The 17,563-nt window shown below is 70.6% G+C and carries 12 protein-coding genes and 1 pseudogene; 6 read left to right on the forward strand and 7 right to left on the reverse strand.

What is annotated here, in order from left to right; translation table 11 throughout:
• The 5 genes and pseudogenes from L1885_RS10155 to L1885_RS10175 all read left to right on the forward strand — a co-directional run.
• Nucleotides 1-1,011, forward strand: a pseudogene (locus L1885_RS10155) (hypothetical protein); the annotation flags it as partial.
• 239 nt (nt 1,012-1,250) lie between these two features.
• Entirely contained in the window at nt 1,251-2,174 is a 924-nt protein-coding gene (locus L1885_RS10160) for an ABC transporter ATP-binding protein (protein WP_235796706.1), read from the forward strand.
• Entirely contained in the window at nt 2,174-2,929 is a 756-nt protein-coding gene (locus L1885_RS10165; protein ID WP_235796719.1) for an ABC transporter permease, read from the forward strand. The genes L1885_RS10160 and L1885_RS10165 overlap by 1 nt, the downstream gene beginning before the upstream one ends.
• A complete protein-coding gene (locus L1885_RS10170; RefSeq protein ID WP_235796707.1) occupies nt 2,926-4,134 on the forward strand; it encodes a sensor histidine kinase in 1,209 nt (402 codons plus the stop codon). Before L1885_RS10165 ends, L1885_RS10170 begins: the two co-directional genes overlap by 4 nt.
• A gap of 13 nt (nt 4,135-4,147) precedes the next feature.
• Complete coding sequence (locus tag L1885_RS10175) at nt 4,148-4,762, forward strand: response regulator transcription factor (protein WP_235796708.1); 615 nt, start codon at nt 4,148-4,150, stop codon at nt 4,760-4,762.
• Between the two features lie 247 nt (nt 4,763-5,009).
• On the opposite strand, the gene L1885_RS10180 is transcribed toward L1885_RS10175, so the two are convergent.
• The 7 genes from L1885_RS10180 to L1885_RS10210 all read right to left on the reverse strand — a co-directional run bounded on the left by L1885_RS10180 (nt 5,010) and on the right by L1885_RS10210 (nt 16,889).
• Complete coding sequence (locus L1885_RS10180; protein ID WP_235796711.1) at nt 5,010-6,131, reverse strand: ABC transporter ATP-binding protein; 1,122 nt, start codon at nt 6,129-6,131, stop codon at nt 5,010-5,012.
• Nucleotides 6,132-6,156: 25 nt separating this feature from the next.
• The gene (locus tag L1885_RS10185) at nt 6,157-7,218 is read right to left on the reverse strand and encodes an ABC transporter ATP-binding protein (RefSeq protein ID WP_235796712.1); all 1,062 of its coding nucleotides are present in this window, start codon (nt 7,216-7,218) and stop codon (nt 6,157-6,159) included.
• Nucleotides 7,219-7,229: 11 nt separating this feature from the next.
• Nucleotides 7,230-8,207, reverse strand: coding sequence for an ABC transporter permease (locus L1885_RS10190; RefSeq protein ID WP_235796713.1), 978 nt, complete (start codon nt 8,205-8,207; stop codon nt 7,230-7,232).
• A 150-nt stretch (nt 8,208-8,357) separates the two neighbouring features.
• On the reverse strand, nt 8,358-10,160 hold the full coding sequence (locus L1885_RS10195; RefSeq protein ID WP_235796714.1) for an ABC transporter substrate-binding protein: 1,803 nt from the start codon (nt 10,158-10,160) through the stop codon (nt 8,358-8,360).
• Between the two features lie 109 nt (nt 10,161-10,269).
• Nucleotides 10,270-11,301: an ABC transporter permease gene (locus L1885_RS10200; RefSeq protein ID WP_372481905.1), complete on the reverse strand. Its 1,032-nt coding sequence runs from the start codon at nt 11,299-11,301 to the stop codon at nt 10,270-10,272.
• A 583-nt stretch (nt 11,302-11,884) separates the two neighbouring features.
• Nucleotides 11,885-13,759 carry a translational GTPase TypA gene (gene typA / locus L1885_RS10205; protein ID WP_235796715.1) on the reverse strand — a complete coding sequence of 625 codons (1,875 nt, stop codon included), beginning with the start codon at nt 13,757-13,759 and terminating at the stop codon, nt 11,885-11,887.
• Nucleotides 13,760-14,423: 664 nt separating this feature from the next.
• Nucleotides 14,424-16,889, reverse strand: coding sequence for an ABC transporter family substrate-binding protein (locus tag L1885_RS10210; protein WP_235796717.1), 2,466 nt, complete (start codon nt 16,887-16,889; stop codon nt 14,424-14,426).
• Nucleotides 16,890-17,149: 260 nt separating this feature from the next.
• Here L1885_RS10210 and L1885_RS10215 point away from each other — a divergent pair, with 260 nt between their 5' ends.
• Nucleotides 17,150-17,377: an Rv0250c family protein gene (locus L1885_RS10215; RefSeq protein WP_235796718.1), complete on the forward strand. Its 228-nt coding sequence runs from the start codon at nt 17,150-17,152 to the stop codon at nt 17,375-17,377.
• Nucleotides 17,378-17,563: the final 186 nt, after the last annotated feature.

Here is a 17,563-nt window from a genome sequence, read left to right on the forward strand (position 1 = left end):
GCCGGCCCGGCCGCCCCGGCGCCCGCGCCGGCCAAGGCGGCACCCGCACCCGCCCCGAAGAAGAAGGGCCGCTCGAAGCTGGTCCTCGCGGTGGTCGCGGTGCTCGTGGTGGCGGGCGGCCTGTACGGCGCCGGGCTGGTGATGAACCACGCCGACGTGCCCAAGGGCACCACCGTGCTCGGCGTCGGCATCGGCGGCAGCACGAAGGACCAAGCCGTGGACACCCTGGAGAAGTCGCTGGGCAAGCGGGCGACGATGCCGCTGAAGCTGACCGTCGGCGGCAAGAGCCAGGCCCTGTCCCCGCAGAACGCGGGCCTGACGCTGGACGACCAGGCGACGGTCGAGTCGGCGGCGGGACCGGACTACGACCCGGTCGACGTGATCGGTTCGCTGTTCGGCAGGCCGCGGCCCGTCGACCCGGTGATGCCGCTGGACGACGAGAAGCTGACGGCCGCCCTGAGCGGGATGGCGCAGTCGCTGGGCTCGGCCCGCGAGGGCACCATCACGTTCGACACGGGCGAGCCCAAGGCCGTGGCGGGCAAGGCGGGCACGGGGCTGGACGTGGGCCGCGCCAAGCAGTCGGTGCGGGACGCCTACCGCAACCAGGTGGAGACGGGCCGGCCGGTCGCCGTCTCGCTGCCGACGGTGGAGCAGCAGCCGACGATAAGCCAGGCCGAGATCGATCGCGCGATGAAGGAGTTCGCTCAGCCCGCGATGTCCGGCATCGTCACGATCAAGGCGGGCGGGGCGTCGGTGCCGTTCGGCCAGCTGTCGCTGCCGAAGATCCTCTCGATGAAGGCCGTCGACGGGAAGCTCGTGGACAGCTACGACCTGAAGGCGCTGAAGGCCGCGTACGGTTCCGCGTTCGACGGCGTGACGGTCAAGCGGGCCGACGGCTCCCGGACCGCGGTCACCCCGCAGGACGTGGCGGACACGCTGCGCGTGGCGCTGCGCGGCAAGACGCCCGACCAGCGCGTGCAGGAGATCGGCAAGCCGACGACGTCGGGCTGAGTCCCACGGGCCGCGCGCACCGGCCGCCGGGGCCCGCAGGCCCGGTGGGCGGGCGCGCCGGCCCGGCGCCGGGCGCGTCGCCGCCCGGCAGCCGTCCCGATCACCGGCCCGACAGCGGCGACGCGGGCCGGAGCCGCTCCCCGCAAGCGCCGTCACCGGCCCGGCATGACATCCGTCATGCCGGGCCGGTGCACATTCGGCACTGCCGGGCCGCTCGGGGCGGCGGCCAGGATGGACCCATGAAGACCCCAGCTCCGGGGGCCACCGCGGTGGTCACCTTCGCCAATGTCTCGAAGACCTACGGCGCGGTCACCGCCGTGGACGGCCTCACGCTCGACCTGCACGCCGGCGAGACGGTGGCCCTGCTCGGCCCCAACGGCGCGGGCAAGTCCTCCACCCTCGACCTGCTGCTCGGGCTGCGCAGGCCCGACAGCGGCACGGTCAGCGTGTACGGCAGCAGCCCGCAGGGCGCCATCGCCGCCGGCCGCGTCGGCGCGATGCTGCAGTCGGGCGGGCTGATGGAGGGCGTGAAGGTCCGCGAGATCGTGAAGCTCGCGTGCGACCTCCACCCGAAGCCGCACCCGGTGGCCGACGTGCTGGCCCGGGCGGGCATCGCCCAGATCGGTGACCGCATGGTCGACAAGCTCTCCGGCGGCCAGGAGCAGCGCGTGCGCTTCGCGCTGGCGACGGCCGGGGCGAACGACCTGATCGTGCTGGACGAGCCGACGACCGGCATGGACGTGACGGCGCGCCAGGCCTTCTGGTCGACCATGCGCGAGCAGGCCGACCAGGGCCGTACGGTCCTGTTCGCGACGCACTACCTGGAGGAGGCCGACGCGATCGCCGACCGGGTCCTCGTCCTGCACAAGGGCCGGCTCCTCGCGGACGGCACGGCCGCGGAGATCAAGGCGAAGGCGGGCGCCCGGCGCATCGCCTTCGACCTGGAGGGCACGATCGACGAGCAGGCGCTGCGGACCCTGCCGTTCCTCGGCGCCCTGACGGTGTCGGGCACGACGGTGCGCATCCAGTCGCACGACGCGGACGCGACGGTGCACGCCCTGTACGGGCTGGGGCTCTACCCCCGCAATCTGGAGGTCGCCGGGCTCGGTCTCGAGCAGGCGTTCGTGGCCATCACCGAGGCCGAGGAGGCCAGGACCGCATGATGCTGAACCTTTCGTACGGCGCGCTGACGAAGCTCGAGATCACCCGCACCCTGCGCAACCGCAAGTTCATGTTCTTCTCCGTGATCTATCCGGCGGGCCTGTTCCTCGTCATCGCGGGTCCGCAGGACAACACCACGATCCAAGGCACCGGCGGCCTGACCCTCGGCGCGTTCTACATGGTCGCGATGGCCTCCTTCGGCGCGCTGACGGCCGTCCTCATGGGCAACAGCGAGCGGATCGCCAAGGAGCGGGAGAAGGGCTGGGTGCGCCAGCTGCGGCTGACCGCGCTGCCGGGCCGCGGCTACGTCCTGTCGAAGATCGCCAGCGCGGCGGTGGTCAGCCTCCCGTCGATCATCATCGTGTTCCTGCTCGCGTCGGCCATCAAGCACATCCACCTGGAGGTGTGGCAGTGGCTCGCGCTCACCGGCGTGATCTGGGCCGGCAGCCTGTGCTTCGCGGCGCTCGGCGTGGCCATCGGCTACCTGGCGACGGGTGACGCCGTCCGGCCGATCACGATGATCATCTACTTCGGCCTGTCGATCCTCGGGGGGCTCTGGCTGCCCACGACGACCTATCCTCAGTGGCTCCAGGACATCACGGTCTGGCTGCCGACCCACGCGTACGCGGGGCTCGGCCAGGCCATCGAGCTGGGCGGCGCACCGCACGCCAAGGACGTGGCCATCATCGTCGGCTACTTCGTCGTGTTCTCCGCGGGCGCCGCGTGGCTGTACCGGAAGGACACCAGGAAGGCGTGAGCACGCAGCGGACCGCGGACACCGGCGCGGCACGGGACGACGGCTCCGGCGTGCCCATCGGGCGGCCGCCGGAGAACCGCCGCCAGGCGCTCGTCAAGCTGGCCTGGACGGGCATCTGGCTCGCCTACCTCGGCGCGCCCGCATCCGACCTCTGGGAGGGCGGGCACTCCTGGTGGTCCCTGGTCCTCGCGGTCTGCGGGCTGCTGGCGTTCGTCGGCGCGTACCTGGCCCTCGTCTTCCGCCACACGGGCCGCCACTTCACGCAGCGCACGGTACGGATCCTGCTGGCGGGGGTGTTCGTCCTCGCCCTGTGCCTGTCGCTGACCATGGGGACGCCGTGGCTGGTGCTGTTCGTCTACGTGTCGGTGTCGGCGGGGGCCGCGCTGCCGATCCGGCAGTCGGCGGTGGCCATCCCGCTGACGGTGGTCACGATGCTGCTGGTGGGGACGCAGTCCCACGGCGACAAGGACTTCGTGCCGTCGCTCGTGATCCCCGCGCTGCTCGGGGGCTTCGCGATGACGGGCGTGAGCCAGCTGGTGCGCACGATGCGGGAGTTGCGGGAGGCCCGGGCCACGGTCGCGACGCTCGCGGCCAACGAGGAACGCCTGCGGATGGCCCGCGACCTGCACGACCTGCTGGGCCACTCGCTCTCGCTGATCACGCTCAAGAGCGAGCTGGCGGGCCGGATGCTGCCGGACCACCCCGACCGGGCCGCCGAGCAGGTCGGGGACATCGAACGGGTCAGCCGGCAGGCCCTGACGGACGTGCGGGAGGCCGTGAGCGGCTACCGCAGGCTGACGCTCTCGGGCGAACTGGCCGGTGCCCGTACGACACTGGCCGTCGCAGGGATCGAGGGGCGGCTGCCGGCGGAGCTGCCCGGGGACCTGCCGGGCACGTTGGAGGGCCCTTCGGAGGAGGCGCTTGCATGGTCGCTGCGGGAGGCCGTCACCAACGTGGTGCGGCACAGCGGGGCCCGGCACTGCGACGTCGTGCTGACGCCGCGCCAGACGCTCGACGGGCCCTTCCTCCAGCTCACGGTGGAGGACGACGGGCGGGGCACCGGGGCCGCCCCGAAGGGCAACGGACTGACGGGGCTCGGGGAGCGGCTCGACCGCGCCGGGGGGACGCTGGACCTGCGCTCGTCGCGCTCCGGCCTCACGCTGGCGATGCGCGTACCGCTGGCTCCGCCCGGCGGCGCGATCTGACAGGATCCGGTGCATGAGCGAGCAGATCAGGATCCTTCTCGCCGAGGACCAGTCCATGGTCCGCGAGGCCCTCGCCGCGCTGCTCGGGCTGGAACCCGACATGGAGGTGGTCGCCCAGGTCCCCCGGGGCGACGAGGTGGTGGCGGCGGCGCGGGCGCACGCGATCGACGTGGCCCTGCTGGACATCGAGATGCCCGGGATGACGGGCATCGAGGCGGCGGCCGAACTGGCCGCCGCGCTGCCGTCGGTGCGGGTGGTGGTCCTGACGACGTTCGGCAGGCCGGGTTACCTGCGCCGGGCCATGGAGGCCGGCGCGGTGGCGTTCCTGGTGAAGGACGCCCCGGCGTCCGAACTGGCCGCCGCCGTGCGGCGGGTGCTGGCCGGGGAGCGCGTCATCGACCCGACGCTCGCCGCCGCCGCGCTGGCCGAGGGCGCGAACCCCCTGACGGACCGGGAGCGCGAGGTGCTGGCCGCAGCCGCCGGCGGGGCGACCAACGCGGAACTCGCCCTGGCGCTGCACCTCTCGCAGGGCACGGTGCGCAACTACCTCTCGACGGCGATCCAGAAGCTCGCCGTCCGCAACCGGGCCGAGGCGGTCCGCACGGCCCGGGACAAGGGCTGGCTCTGACGGAAACCGGGGCCCGGGCCGGACGCGCCCGCCGGGCGGCATGCCCGGGCCGGACCCGCCGTCGGCGGCATGCCCCGGCCGACGCGCCCGCCCGCGATCGTGCCCCGGACGCCCCGGACGCGCCCCGGACGCGCCCGCCGGCAATACGCCCCTGCCGGGCCCGCCCGCGGCACGGCGACGGCCCCGCTCCCCCCGGTGACCGGGGCGGGCGGGGCCGTCGTGACGAGCGGCAGCGCGAGGCGGGACCTCAGGCGTGCTTGACGTCCTTCTCCAGGGCCTGCAGGGCGGGGTCCATGACCACGTCCTCCTTGCGGTCGGCGGCCGCGGTCGTCGGGTCCTCCGGGAAGTGGCAGGCCGTCAGGTGACCGGGCTTGTTGCCGCTGATCTGCACCAGCGGCGGCTCCTCGGTCGCGCACTTGTCCTGCGCCTTCCAGCAGCGCGTGCGGAAGCGGCAGCCGGACGGCGGCATGATCGGCGACGGGACGTCGCCGACGAGCCGGATGCGCTCGCGCTTCTGCGCGTCGATGTCCGTCTCGGGCACCGCGGACAGCAGGGCGTGCGTGTACGGGTGGCGGGGGCCTTCGTACAGCGTGTCGCGGTCGGCGATCTCGACGACCTTGCCGAGGTACATCACCGCGACGCGCTGCGAGAAGTGCCGCACGATCGACAGGTCGTGGGCGATGAAGACGAAGGCGATGCCGCGCTCCCGCTGGAGCTCCTGGAGCAGGTTGACGACCTGCGCCTGGATCGACACGTCGAGCGCGGAGACCGGCTCGTCGGCGATGATCAGCTTCGGCTCCAGGGCGAGCGCCCTGGCGACCCCGATGCGCTGCCGCTGGCCGCCCGAGAACTCGTGCGGGAAGCGGTTGTAGTGCTCCGGGTTCAGGCCCACGGTCTCCAGCAGCTCCCGCACCCGTGCCTCGCGGCCACCGGGCGGGTTGATGCCGTTGATCTCCATCGGGCCGGAGATGATCTTGCCGACCGTCTGGCGGGGGTTGAGGGACGCGTACGGGTCCTGGAAGATCATCTGGATCTCGGACCGGATGGGCGCCAGTTCCTTGCGGCCCGCGTGCGTGATGTCGCGGCCGTCGTAGGTGATGGTCCCGCCGGTCGGCTCCAGGAGCCGCGTCAGCATCCGGCCCGTCGTCGACTTGCCGCAGCCCGACTCCCCCACGAGGCCGAGGCTCTCGCCGGGGAAGACGTCGAGCGTGACGCCGTCCACGGCCTGGACCGCGCCGACCTGCCGCTTGAAGGGGAACCCGCCGTAGATCGGGAAGTGCTTGGTCAGGCCCTTGACTTCGAGCAGCGGCCTGCCCTCGGCGGGTGCCGCCTTGTCGGTGACCGCCGTGGTCGTCTTGTTCTCGCTCATGGTGTTAGCCCCAGTCGCCGGTACGTCAGCCCAGCCGGGGCTGAATCTTCTCTATGAACACTTGGCGCTTCTGCTCTGCCGTGAGGTGGCAGGCGGAACCGCGTCCCGCAGGAAGCGCCGGCCGCTCGCCGGAGCAGCGGTCGCCCCCGACCAGGTCGACGAACTCGCACCGCGGGTGGAACGGGCAGCCGGACGGCGGGTTGAGCAGGCTGGGCGGGGATCCGGGGATGGGCCGCAGCGGTTCGTCCACGTCGCCGGTCAGGCCCGGCATCGAGGACAGCAGGCCCCAGGTGTACGGGTGCTGCGGCGACTTGAGGACCTCGCGGGTCGTGCCGCGCTCGACGGCGCGTCCCGCGTACATCACCAGGATGTCGTCCGCGGTGTTGGCCACCACGCCGAGGTCGTGCGTGATCAGGATGATCGCGGAGCCGAACTCCTGCTGGAGGTCCTTGAGCAGGTCGAGGATCTGCGCCTGGACCGTCACGTCGAGCGCCGTGGTGGGCTCGTCCGCGATCAGCAGCGACGGGTTGCACACCAGGGACATGGCGATCATCGCGCGCTGGCGCATACCGCCCGAGAACTGGTGCGGGTAGTCGTCGACGCGGTTCTTCGGGTCGGGGATGCCGACCTTGCCCAGCATCTCGATGGCCCGCGCCCGCGCCTCGGACTTCGACGCGCCCGTGTGCTTGCGGTACGGCTCGGCGATCTGCCGGCCCACCGTGTAGTACGGCGAGAGCGCGGTGAGCGCGTCCTGGAAGATCATCGCGATCTTGTTGCCGCGCAGGCCTTCGAGCTCCTTGCGCGACAGGTCCGTGACGTCCTGGCCGTCGACCCAGATCTCGCCCTCGACCGTGGTGGTCTCGGGGGCGTGCAGACCCAGGATCGACAGGTTCGTCACCGACTTGCCGGAACCCGACTCGCCGACGATGCCGAGCGTCTTGCCGCGCTCCAGCTCGAAGGAGAGCCCGTTCACGGCCTTGACGATGCCGCCCTCGGTGGAGAAGCGCACGTTGAGGTCGCGCACCGAGAGGAACGGGTCGGACGAGGTCGGCACCGGAGCGCCCTCGGGCTTGGTGAGTGTGGTCACTGTCGTTACTCCTAGGACAGCCGTACGCGCGGGTCGATGAGCGCGTAGCACGCGTCCACGACGATGTTGCACAGCAGGATGAAGGCGGAGCTGAACAGCATCACACCCAGGGTCGTGGGCAGGTCCTTCTGGATCACCGAGTCACGGGCGAGCCTGCCGACTCCCGCGAGGTCGAACGTGACCTCGGTGACGATGCCGCCGCCGAACAGGGCGCCGATGTCGATACCGAGGATGGTGATGATCGGGATCAGCGAACCGCGCCACGCGTACCGGAAGAACACGTACTTCGCGGACATGCCCTTCGCCCGGGCCGCCCTGACGTGCTCCTCCTGGAGCTGCTCGATCATCGAGGAGCGCGACATACGGGTGTACTGCGCCGTGAAGATCGTCGCCATGACCGCCCAGGGGATGAGCAGGCCGGTGAACCACTGGACCGGGTTCTCGGTGAAGGGAGTGTACGAGGGCTTGTCGAGCCAGCCGGTGGAGAAGACGAGCGCCAGCATCACCAGCGGGCCGAGGAAGTAGATCTGGAACGAGCTGAGCACCAGCGAGCCGCCGCTGAAGACCTTGTCGACCAGCGTGCCCTTCTTGTAGGCGGCCAGCATGCCGGCACCGAGGCCGACGACCAGGAAGACGGCGGCGCCGCCGATCATCAGCGAGAGCGTCAGCGGGAAGCGGTCCAGGATCGTGTCCCAGACGTTCTGGCCGTTCGCGAAGGAGATGCCGAGGCACGGCGCGGGGCAGTGGCTGCCGCCCTGGACGCGTCCCATGACGATGCCGACCACGTAGTGCCAGTACTGGAGGTACACGGGCTGGTCGGTGCCGAGGTTCCTGCGGACAATCGCCAGCGCGTCCGGGGTGCAGTTCTTGCCGCACGCCAGCGTCGCCGGGTCCTGCGGGATGGCGAAGAACATGAAGTACGTGATCGCACTGATCAATATGAGGATCAGGACGGCGCCGAACGTCCGGCGAATGAGGAATTGAAGCATGGCTGGGTCGCTGCTCTCAGGACGGCGGCTGCTGTGAGGAGTCGAAAAACTCAGGGACTCGAAAAAACTGACCCGGTACCCCGATGGCGCGCACTCCGCCGGGTGCGCACCATCGGGGCGGGGCTTACAGGCTGTTGCTCCCTGAAGGGGTTACTTCTTCAGGAAGACCTGCGTCACGTCGACCTCGTTCGAGTCGTTCGAGTAGCGCAGACCACCGACGTTGGATCCGAAGATCTGGAACGTCTTGGTGTAGTACACCGGGGCGGCCGGGTTGACCCGCTCCATGATGTCCTTGTTGATCGCCGCCCAGTCAGCCTGCGCCTTGGTCGGGTCGGTGATCTTCTGGGCAGCCGCGATGTCCGCGTTGACCTTCGGGTCGTTGATGTGCGAGTAGTCCGAAGAACCGTCCTGGAGGTTCGAACCGTCGTACGTCGGCGGGATGACCGTGGAGGCCGACGGCCAGTCCTGGCCCCAACCGGTCATGTAGAGGTCCATGCCGTTCTTGAGCTTGCCCATCTGCTCGTACCAGCTCTGGTTGTCGACCTCCTTCGTGACGGGGTCGAGGCCGATCGCCTTGAGCATGTTGGTGATGATCACCGACTGCTGCTGGCGGATCTGGGTGTTGGCGTACGCGTAGACGACCTTCTTGCCCTCGGCGTGCGCGGCCTTGATGAGCGACTTCGCCTTGGCGAGGTCACCGTTGGGCTTCTTCAGCTTGCCGTACGGGTCGTACTTCGCGTCGAAGCCGGGAACGGTCGGCGCCAGGAGGCTGTTGGCCACCTCGCCACCGAACGAGCCGCCGTCGAGCTTGTAGATCTGGGCGCTCGGCATGGCGTACGTGATGGCGTCACGGATCCGCTTGTCCTTGATGCGGTCCATGTTGAAGTTCATCTGCCACACGTAGGGCTGGTAGCCCTGGATCGTGCGGGCCATCGCGGCCTTGCTGCCGGTCACGTTCGGGACCTGCGTGGTCTCGACGGCGCCGGTCCACTGCATGGCGTTCTTGTCCGTGCCGCGGTCGGCGAGGATCGACTTCGTCTGGTCCTCGTTCTGGACGTTGACCTGGATGTTGAAGCCGTCCACGTACTGGTGGCGCACCGAGTCCGTCTTCGGGTCCCACTGCGGGTTCTTGACCAGCGTCATCGACTTGCCGGGCTTGTAGTCGCCGATCTTGTAGGGACCGGTCGACAGCGGCATCTGGTCGTACTTCTGCTTCGTGTCGCCCTTGATCGGGACGGCCGAGTAGCCGGGCATGGTGAGCGCCTGCGGCAGGTCGGGCTCCGCCGTCTTGAAGTGGAAGACGATGGTCTTCGCGTCGGGCGTCGCGAGCACCGAGTCGGGCAGGTGCTTGCCGTCGTAGCCGCCGCCCGGGAGGGCCTTGCGGTACGTGGTGCCGGCGCCGGACAGCCACTGCTGCACGTACGTCGGGCCGTCGGTCTCGAAGGACGCGTAGAGGCGCTCGATCGAGTGGCGGATGGTCGCCGACGTGATCGCGTTGCCGTTCTGGTCCTTGATGCCGTCCTTCAGCGTGTACGTCCAGGTCTTGCCGCCGTCGGACTGCTTGCCCGAGTCGGTGGCGAGGTCGCCGACGACGGTGAGCTTGCCGCTGGCGTCCTGGGAGTACTGCGTCAGACCGCGCTGGAGCAGGCGGTCGAGGACCTTGCCGTCACTGACGTAGGTCTGACCGGGGTCGAGGTGCGAGAAGTCGGCCTGCTGGTAGACCTGCATGGTGCCGCCGCTGTGCGCACCGGCCACCGCCGGGGCCGGGCCCGTGGAGGCCTGGGCGTCGCCGAACGCGACCGGCTGGCTCAGCTTCTTCGCGTCGGACTGGGTCTGCGCCTTGGGCTGCCCCTTGCCGCCCCCGTCGTTGCCCCCGCACGCGGTGAGCGCCAGCGATCCCGCGGCCACCGCTATGAGCGCGGCCTGGGCTCTGCGCGAACCAAAGATCCTCATGGTGGTGAGTACCTATCTGTCAGTAGTGATCGGGCTGTGCTGCTCGTGCGCGCGGCCTGAATCCGGCGACCGGTGCAGCAATCCCCTCAGCGGGGTGCCGACGGGATTGTCAGCGCCCGGACTTCGGGTCGAAGGCGTCTCGGACGGAGTCGCCGAGGAGATTGAAGGCCAGTACGAAGATGACCATCGCGGCGCCCGGGTAGAGCATGTAGGCCGGGTCCTGCTGGATGAATCCCGCACCGTTCGAGAACATGCGCCCCCAGTCCGGGGTCGGCTCGACGAAGCCGACACCGACGAAGGAGAGGAACGCGACGTTCAGCACGTTCGACGGCAGCTGGAGCGTCGCCTGGACCAGGATCGGTGACCAGAGGTTCGGCAGCAGCTCCTTGCGGATGATGCGCCAGGGCGAGGCACCGGAGATCTTCGCCGCCTCCACGAACTCGCGGTCGCGCATCGTCAGGGTGGCGGCCCGGATCAGGCGGGCGAGGCCCATCCAACCGAGGATGCCGGTGACGAAGATGATCGCGCCGGCGCGTAGCCATACCGGGGTGTTCTCGTCCGGCTTGACGAACGCGGCCGTGATGACGGGCATCGAGGCGATCATGAACAGCTGCGAGGGGAAGCCGAGCAGGAGGTCGGTGAACCGGCCCAGCCAGAAGTCCACGGCGCCGCCGAGGTAGCCGCCCAGCAGGCCGATCAGAACGCCGAGGATCACGACGACCAGGGTCGCGCCGAGTGCCGTGTAGATGGATGTGCGCATGCCGTACAGCAGTTGCATGAACACGTCGCGGCCGAGGTTCGGCTCGATGCCGAACCAGTGACTGCCGGACGCGCCGCCGAACGAGCCGGAGGGCATGTTGAACTCGTTGAGCAGGGTCAGGCTGTTCTGCCCGTAGAGCGTGTACGGATCCTTCCCGTACAGCTTGCTGATGACGGGGGCGAGGATCGCGATCAGGAAGAAGAAGATCACGACACAGGCCGAAATGATCCCGGTGCGGTCGCGCTTGAAGCGCATCCACATCAACTGACCGGGAGACAGGCCCTCACTGGCCTTCGTCTCCTGGGCGCCGTCCTTCGTCAGGACGTCGGGACCGGACCCGCCGGGGACCGAGGTGTCTTCGGTCTGAACTGGACTTGTCACGATCGCACTTCCCCCGCGGGGATCACCATCGCGCGCCCGACCCGTGTGGTGCGTATGGCACCGCGCATGGGGTCCTCCTCATGAGTCCACTTGTCACTTACGAGAAGGGCAGTCGTCTACGCGCGCTGACTCAGCGGTGCCGGCGCGCCAGTTGCCTGCCCTCAGTGTGCTCGTGAGTCGTCGCCCCCCACAGCGCATGACCCATTGACCCGAGCTCAATGGAGCCAACTATTAAGTACGTCCGGGCCGTAAACCACACTTAAAGGGTCTCGTTTTGACAACATCAGCCGAGGGTCCCCGCCCGAAATCCGGACAAACTCAGCCCAGACAGACACCCCCGAAACGGACCGTTAACATATGTTTCGGAGAGCGACGTCCGGAATGCGGACACCGTTCAGGAAAAAATGATTTGCCCACCGCCCCGAAAGCCTTGTAGGAAACGGTCCGGCCCCGCCGCACGGGAAAGCCGTGCGACGGGGCCGGACAGACGCTCCTGGGGCACCGTGGCCGCGCGACGCGGCCTCCGGGCCGGCGGGCCCGCGGGCCAGACCGGAAGGACGCCCTCCGGGCGCCCCGCCGGGCGTCAGGAGTGCTTGGCGCGCGAGGCGGCGCGGCCGCGCTCCTTCTGGTCGAGGACGACCTTGCGGATACGGACGGTCTCGGGGGTGACCTCGACGCACTCGTCGTCGCGGCAGAACTCCAGGGACTGCTCCAGCGACAGCTTCCGCGCCGGGACCACGTTCTCGGTGGTGTCGGCGGAGGCGGCCCGCATGTTGGTGAGCTTCTTCTCCTTGGTGATGTTCACGTCCATGTCGTCGGCGCGCGAGTTCTCACCGATGATCATGCCCTCGTAGACCTCGGTGCCGGCCTCGGTGAAGATGACGCCGCGCTCCTGGAGGTTGACCATCGCGAACGGCGTCACGACACCGGAGCGGTCGGCGACGAGCGAACCGTTGTGGCGGGTGCGCAGCTCGCCGAACCACGGCTCGTGGCCCTCGAAGAGGGAGTGCGCGATGCCCGTGCCGCGGGTCTGGGTGAGGAACTCCGTGCGGAAGCCGATCAGGCCGCGGGACGGGACGATCCACTCCATGCGGACCCAGCCGGAGCCGTGGTTCGTCATGGTCTCCATGCGCCCCTTGCGGGTCGCCATGAGCTGCGTGATCGCGCCGAGGTGCTCCTCGGGGCTGTCGATCGTCATGCGCTCGATGGGCTCGTGCGTCTTGCCGTCGATCTGCTTGGTGACGACCTCCGGCTTGCCGACGGTCAGCTCGAAGCCCTCGCGGCGCATCTGCTCGACCAGGATGGCCAGCGCCAGCTCACCGCGGCCCTGCACCTCCCAGGCGTCGGGGCGCTCGGTGTCCAGGACGCGCAGCGAGACGTTGCCGATCAGTTCGCGGTCGAGGCGGTCCTTGACCTGGCGGGCCGTGACCTTGTGGCCCTTGCCGCCCTTGCCGACGAGCGGCGAGGTGTTGGTGCCGATCGTCATGGAGATGGCCGGCTCGTCGACCGTGATCAGCGGCAGGGCGATCGGGTTCTCGGTGTCGGCCAGCGTCTCGCCGATCATGATGTCCGGGATGCCCGCGATGGCGCAGATGTCGCCGGGGCCGGCCTTCTCGGCGGGCTTGCGGGTCAGCGCCTCGGTCATCAGCAGCTCGGTGATGCGGACGTTGGACATCGTGCCGTCACGCTTGATCCACGTGACGGTCTGGCCCTTCTTCAGCTCGCCCTGCTCGACGCGGCACAGCGCGATGCGGCCGAGGAAGTTGTCGGCGTCGAGGTTGGTGACGTGGGCCTGGAGCGGAGCCTCCTCGTCGTACTCGGGGGCCGGGACGTGCTCCAGGATCGTGGAGAAGAAGGGCTCCAGGTTGGTGCTGTCCGCCGGGACCGTGCCGTCCTCCGGCTTCGTCAGCGACGCGACGCCGTCACGGGCGCAGGCGTAGACGATCGGGAACTCGATCTGGTCCTCGTCCGCGTCCAGGTCCAGGAACAGGTCGTACGTCTCGTCGACGACCTCGGCGATCCGGGAGTCGGGGCGGTCCGTCTTGTTGATGCACAGGATGACCGGCATCCGCGCGGCGAGCGCCTTGCGCAGGACGAACCGGGTCTGCGGGAGGGGTCCCTCGGAGGCGTCGACCAGCAGCACCACCGCGTCGACCATCGACAGGCCGCGCTCGACCTCGCCGCCGAAGTCGGCGTGGCCGGGGGTGTCGATGATGTTGATGGTGATGACGTCGCCGCCATCCTTCGGGTGGTACTTCACGGCGGTGTTCTTGGCCAGGATCGTGATGCCCTTCTCACGCTCCAGGTCGTTCGAGTCCATCATCCGCTCGTCGAGATGCTCGGCGGCGTGCGCGGCGAACGCGCCGGCCTGCTTCAGCATGGCGTCGACCAGAGTGGTCTTGCCATGGTCGACGTGGGCGACGATGGCGACGTTACGGATGTCGTGGCGCGTGGGCATGCTGACTGGCGCTTCTCTCGATCGTGGGATGAGGCGGCTGTCGGTCTGGCCCGTCCGCCCGCCGGGCGACAGGCCACGGCTGTGTCCATCGTAACGGGGCCGCGGGAGTCGGGGCCCGCCCGGCCGCCGGGGCGGGGCCCGGAGCACGCCGGGGCGCGCGCCCGCGGATCGCCGCGCGGGCGCTCCCGCGGGGCGGAACGCCGCCGCTCGGAGGGGCCGGGGCCGACTCGCGGGGCGGGGGTGGCCGGGGTGACCGGTGGGGCATGGGGCCCGGGGGCGTACGGGCCGGTGGCGGGGCTCAGAGGTGCACGGGGGGCGCGGGGCGCCGTCGGGTCCTGGGCGGGCTCGGGTCGTGGACTCGTCGGGGACTCGGTGACGAGCCTGCCCGCCGGGAGGCCGTGCATGCAAGCGGTTTCGGCGCGGAAGGCCGCTCCTGCGGGGACCCGGCCGAATTCTTCCTCCGCGGTTCCCGGCGCGAGCCCCGCCGGGTCGTCTTTTCTTCCTCGGATCTTCAGGTCGGGGGCGGGGCCGGGGCGGGTGGCGCGGGAGGGCGCGCGTGGGGCGCCGGCCGCACGGCCCGCTCCCCGGTCACGCTCCCCCGCGCACGCGTACGGCCCCGGCCGGGCCCGGGGAGAGCTCGACCGGGGCCGTACGCCCCCTGGGCTCAGGACCCGTCGTCGCCCGAGGAGTCCTCGTCGCCCGAGTCGGTGTCCTTGCTCTTCGCCTTCGCGGAGGCGTCGGCCTTCGCCGTCGCCTTCTCGGCCTCGGCCCCCGAGTGGCCCTTGAGGGTGGTGAAGCCGATGTCCTGGTAGCGCGGCGTCTGGAAGCCGAAGGCTCCCACGTTGCGCACGTCGTTCTTCGCGGCCACCAGCTGCGGGCGCTGGTAGAGCGGGATGGAGCCGGCCGCGGCCCAGATGCGCGCGTCCGCCTGCTTCAGCAGCGCGTCCTCCTTGCCCTGGTCGAGCTCGCCCGTCGCCTGGTCGAAGAGCTGGTTGATACGGTCCGTGCCGACGCGCGTGTAGTTCTGCTCCACCATGAGCGAGCCGTCGGCGGCCGGCTGCGGCTTGGCGTAGATCGGGCGGCCGTCGGTGGCGGGGTAGGCGCTGGCGGGCCAGGAGTACAGCGCCAGGTCGTAGGAGCCCGAGGCGATGTAGTCCTTGAAGAAGCTGCTGTCCGGGACCTTGGTGATCTCGGTCTTGATGCCGACCTTCTCGAGCATCGCGCCGATCCGCGTGCCGACGGTGCGCAGCTGCTCGGAGCCCGGGCCCGCGGGCAGGACGAAGCGGAGCGTCAGCGGCCTGCCGTCCTTGCCGAGCGGCCCGCCCTTCGCGGCCGTGCCGGCCGCGTGCGTGGCCGTGGCCGTGGCCGAGGCCGTGGCCGTGGGGACCGCGGTGCCGCGCGGGGCGTAGGCGCCGGCCATCCCGCCGGGCTGCTGCTCCGCGGGCTTGTCGTCGGCCGCGCTCCCGCCGGACTTCCCGGCGTCGGGCTTCTTCTCGTCCGACTGCTTCTCGTCCTTCCCGGCGTCGGACTTCTTCGCCTCGCCGGACTTCTTCGCGTCGGGCTCGCCGGACTTCGTCGCCTTGCCGGCCTTCGTGGCGTCGTCCGTCTTCGAGCCGGCCGACCCCTTCTTCTCGTCGGCCTTCTTCTCGTCGGCCTTCTTGCCGTCGGCGTCGGCGTCGGTCTTCTTGCCCTCGCTGCCGGCCTTCGTGCTGTTCTTCGGAACCTCGCGGGCGCCCTCCGGCGTCCAGCCGGCGTCCGCGAGCAGCGCCTGCGCCTCGTGCGCGTCCGGCTTGCCGAGGGCGTCGCTGGCGTCCGCGTAGGCGGGCTGGCCGGCGACGGCGAGGTGGCTGCCGAGCGTCTTGGCCGGCAGGCCCAGCGGCTTGAGCACCGTGTCGGCGAGCTTCTGCCGGTTGATCGCGCGGGCGACGGCGCGCCGTACGCGGTCGTCGGCGAGCGGCCCGGTCTCCCCGTTCATCGCGAGCTGCGTGTACGCGGGCTCCAGCGACTTGCGCACGGAGAAGTTCTTGAGCGACTTCTGCTCGGCCCGGAAGGCGGCGAGCTCGTCGCCCTTCAGCTTCGCGGCCTGCGCCGCGGTGGCGGCCTTGGCCGCGCGCAGGCGGCGCGCCTCCTCCGCCCGCTCCTTGGCGTTGGGCTTCGCGGCGTTCTGGCCCTGGGCGCCCTGCGCCCCGCGGGGGCCGCCGGACGGGCTGGCCGCCACTCCCCCGGGACCGGCCGCGGAGGACACGCGCTCCGCCACCCCGGTGTCGACGTCGGCCACGTCGAGGCCGCCCGCGGCGAGCTGCGTCGCGCGCGCGTCCATCGGGACGGCGCGCAGCACGATCGAGTCGAGCTTCGCGGGCTTGCCCCACCAGTGCGCGTTGCGGACGAGGGTCGTCTCCTTCTTCTTCCGGTCGACGGACTTGACCTGGAAGGGGCCCGCAGTGGTCTTCAGGGCCGCCCGGGCGCCGTCGTTGAAGGCGCTCGGGGTGGCCATCACGTCCTTCGGGTACAGGGGCGTGAAGAGGGACTTCCAGTCCGCGTAGGGCTTGCTGAAGGTGATCTTGACGTCCAGGTCGTCCTTGCCGCGCTGGATCTTCTCGATCCGGTCGTAGCCGGCGTTGCGTGCCGTCCAGAACGCGGAGTTGCGGCCGCGCAGCGCCTGCCACTGGGCGAGGAAGTCGGGGGCGCCGATCTCCCGGCCGTCGCTCCAGACGGCGGCCTGGTTCAGCTTGTACTCCACGACCTGCTTGGGCTCGTGGCCGACGATCTTCGCGGACTCCACGTAGTCCGAGTCGACCTTCGGGGCCCCGTTCTTGTCCAGGGTGAAGAGGGACGGCAGGACGGCTCCCGCGACCCGCTCCGTCGTGGCGTCGGCGTCCGCCTGGAAGGCGTTGAGCGTCGCCGGCACCGTGTCGACGGCCCACTTCAGCGTGCCGCCCTGGGCGAGCGATTCGCGCGCGGCCGGCGAGATGTCGACCGCCGCGGCGTTGCCGTTGTCGTGGTCCGAACTGCAGCCGGACAGGACGGGCAGGGCGAGGACACCGGTGGTGAGGAGCGCGACGGAGCGGAACGTCCGGGGGCATGTCCGCCCGGAGCACGTCCTCCCGCGTGGGGCGCCGACCTGGGACATGACTTGTACCTCTTCATCCTGTTTTGTGGAATTTAGAGATGATCACACCTATGTCCGTCCACTGAAGGGGTCCGTACGGGCGGGGGGCGGGCGACACGGCGGCACGCGCCCCCAACGCCACCCGTGCGGCCCATTCGCGCACGCGGTCTTCCCAAGCGGGATGTGACGCGGAACACTCCTTTACGCGCGGACAGAGCCGCCCGGGGCCGCACCCCCGGCGACCCCGCATGCCACCGCGAGCGCGGAAATGAGGGAACGAGATGTCCCTGCAGGACGAACTCACCGCTGTACGGCGCTGCCTCGACGATCTGGTCCGCACGGTCGGACGCCTGGAACAGAGCCTCGCGCGCCTGCCCGAGGACGGGGCCGGGCCCCGCTCCGCCGACCGCGTCGACCTGGTCGCCATCCCCGACACCCCGTACAACAGCGCGCTGTGGACGGACTCGGACGACGAGGGTCTCGGCGTCCGCGACCGACGGGCGCCCTAGGCCCTGCCTCGCGGGCCGCTCCCTGGCGGACCGCTCCCTCGTGCCCCCGGCAGCGGTGCTGCCCCCACCGGTCCCCCCGGCGCCCGACCGGTCCCCGGGCCCCGGCCGGGCGGCCCCCCACGAGCGACGGCACGGCGGAGCCCGGCCCCGAGGACCCGCAGCCGGCACCCACCGCGGTGGGGCCGC

The sequence above is a fragment of the Streptomyces fuscigenes genome (genome assembly GCF_021556455.1).
In the GTDB taxonomy this organism is placed as follows: Bacteria; Actinomycetota; Actinomycetes; order Streptomycetales; family Streptomycetaceae; genus Streptomyces; species Streptomyces fuscigenes.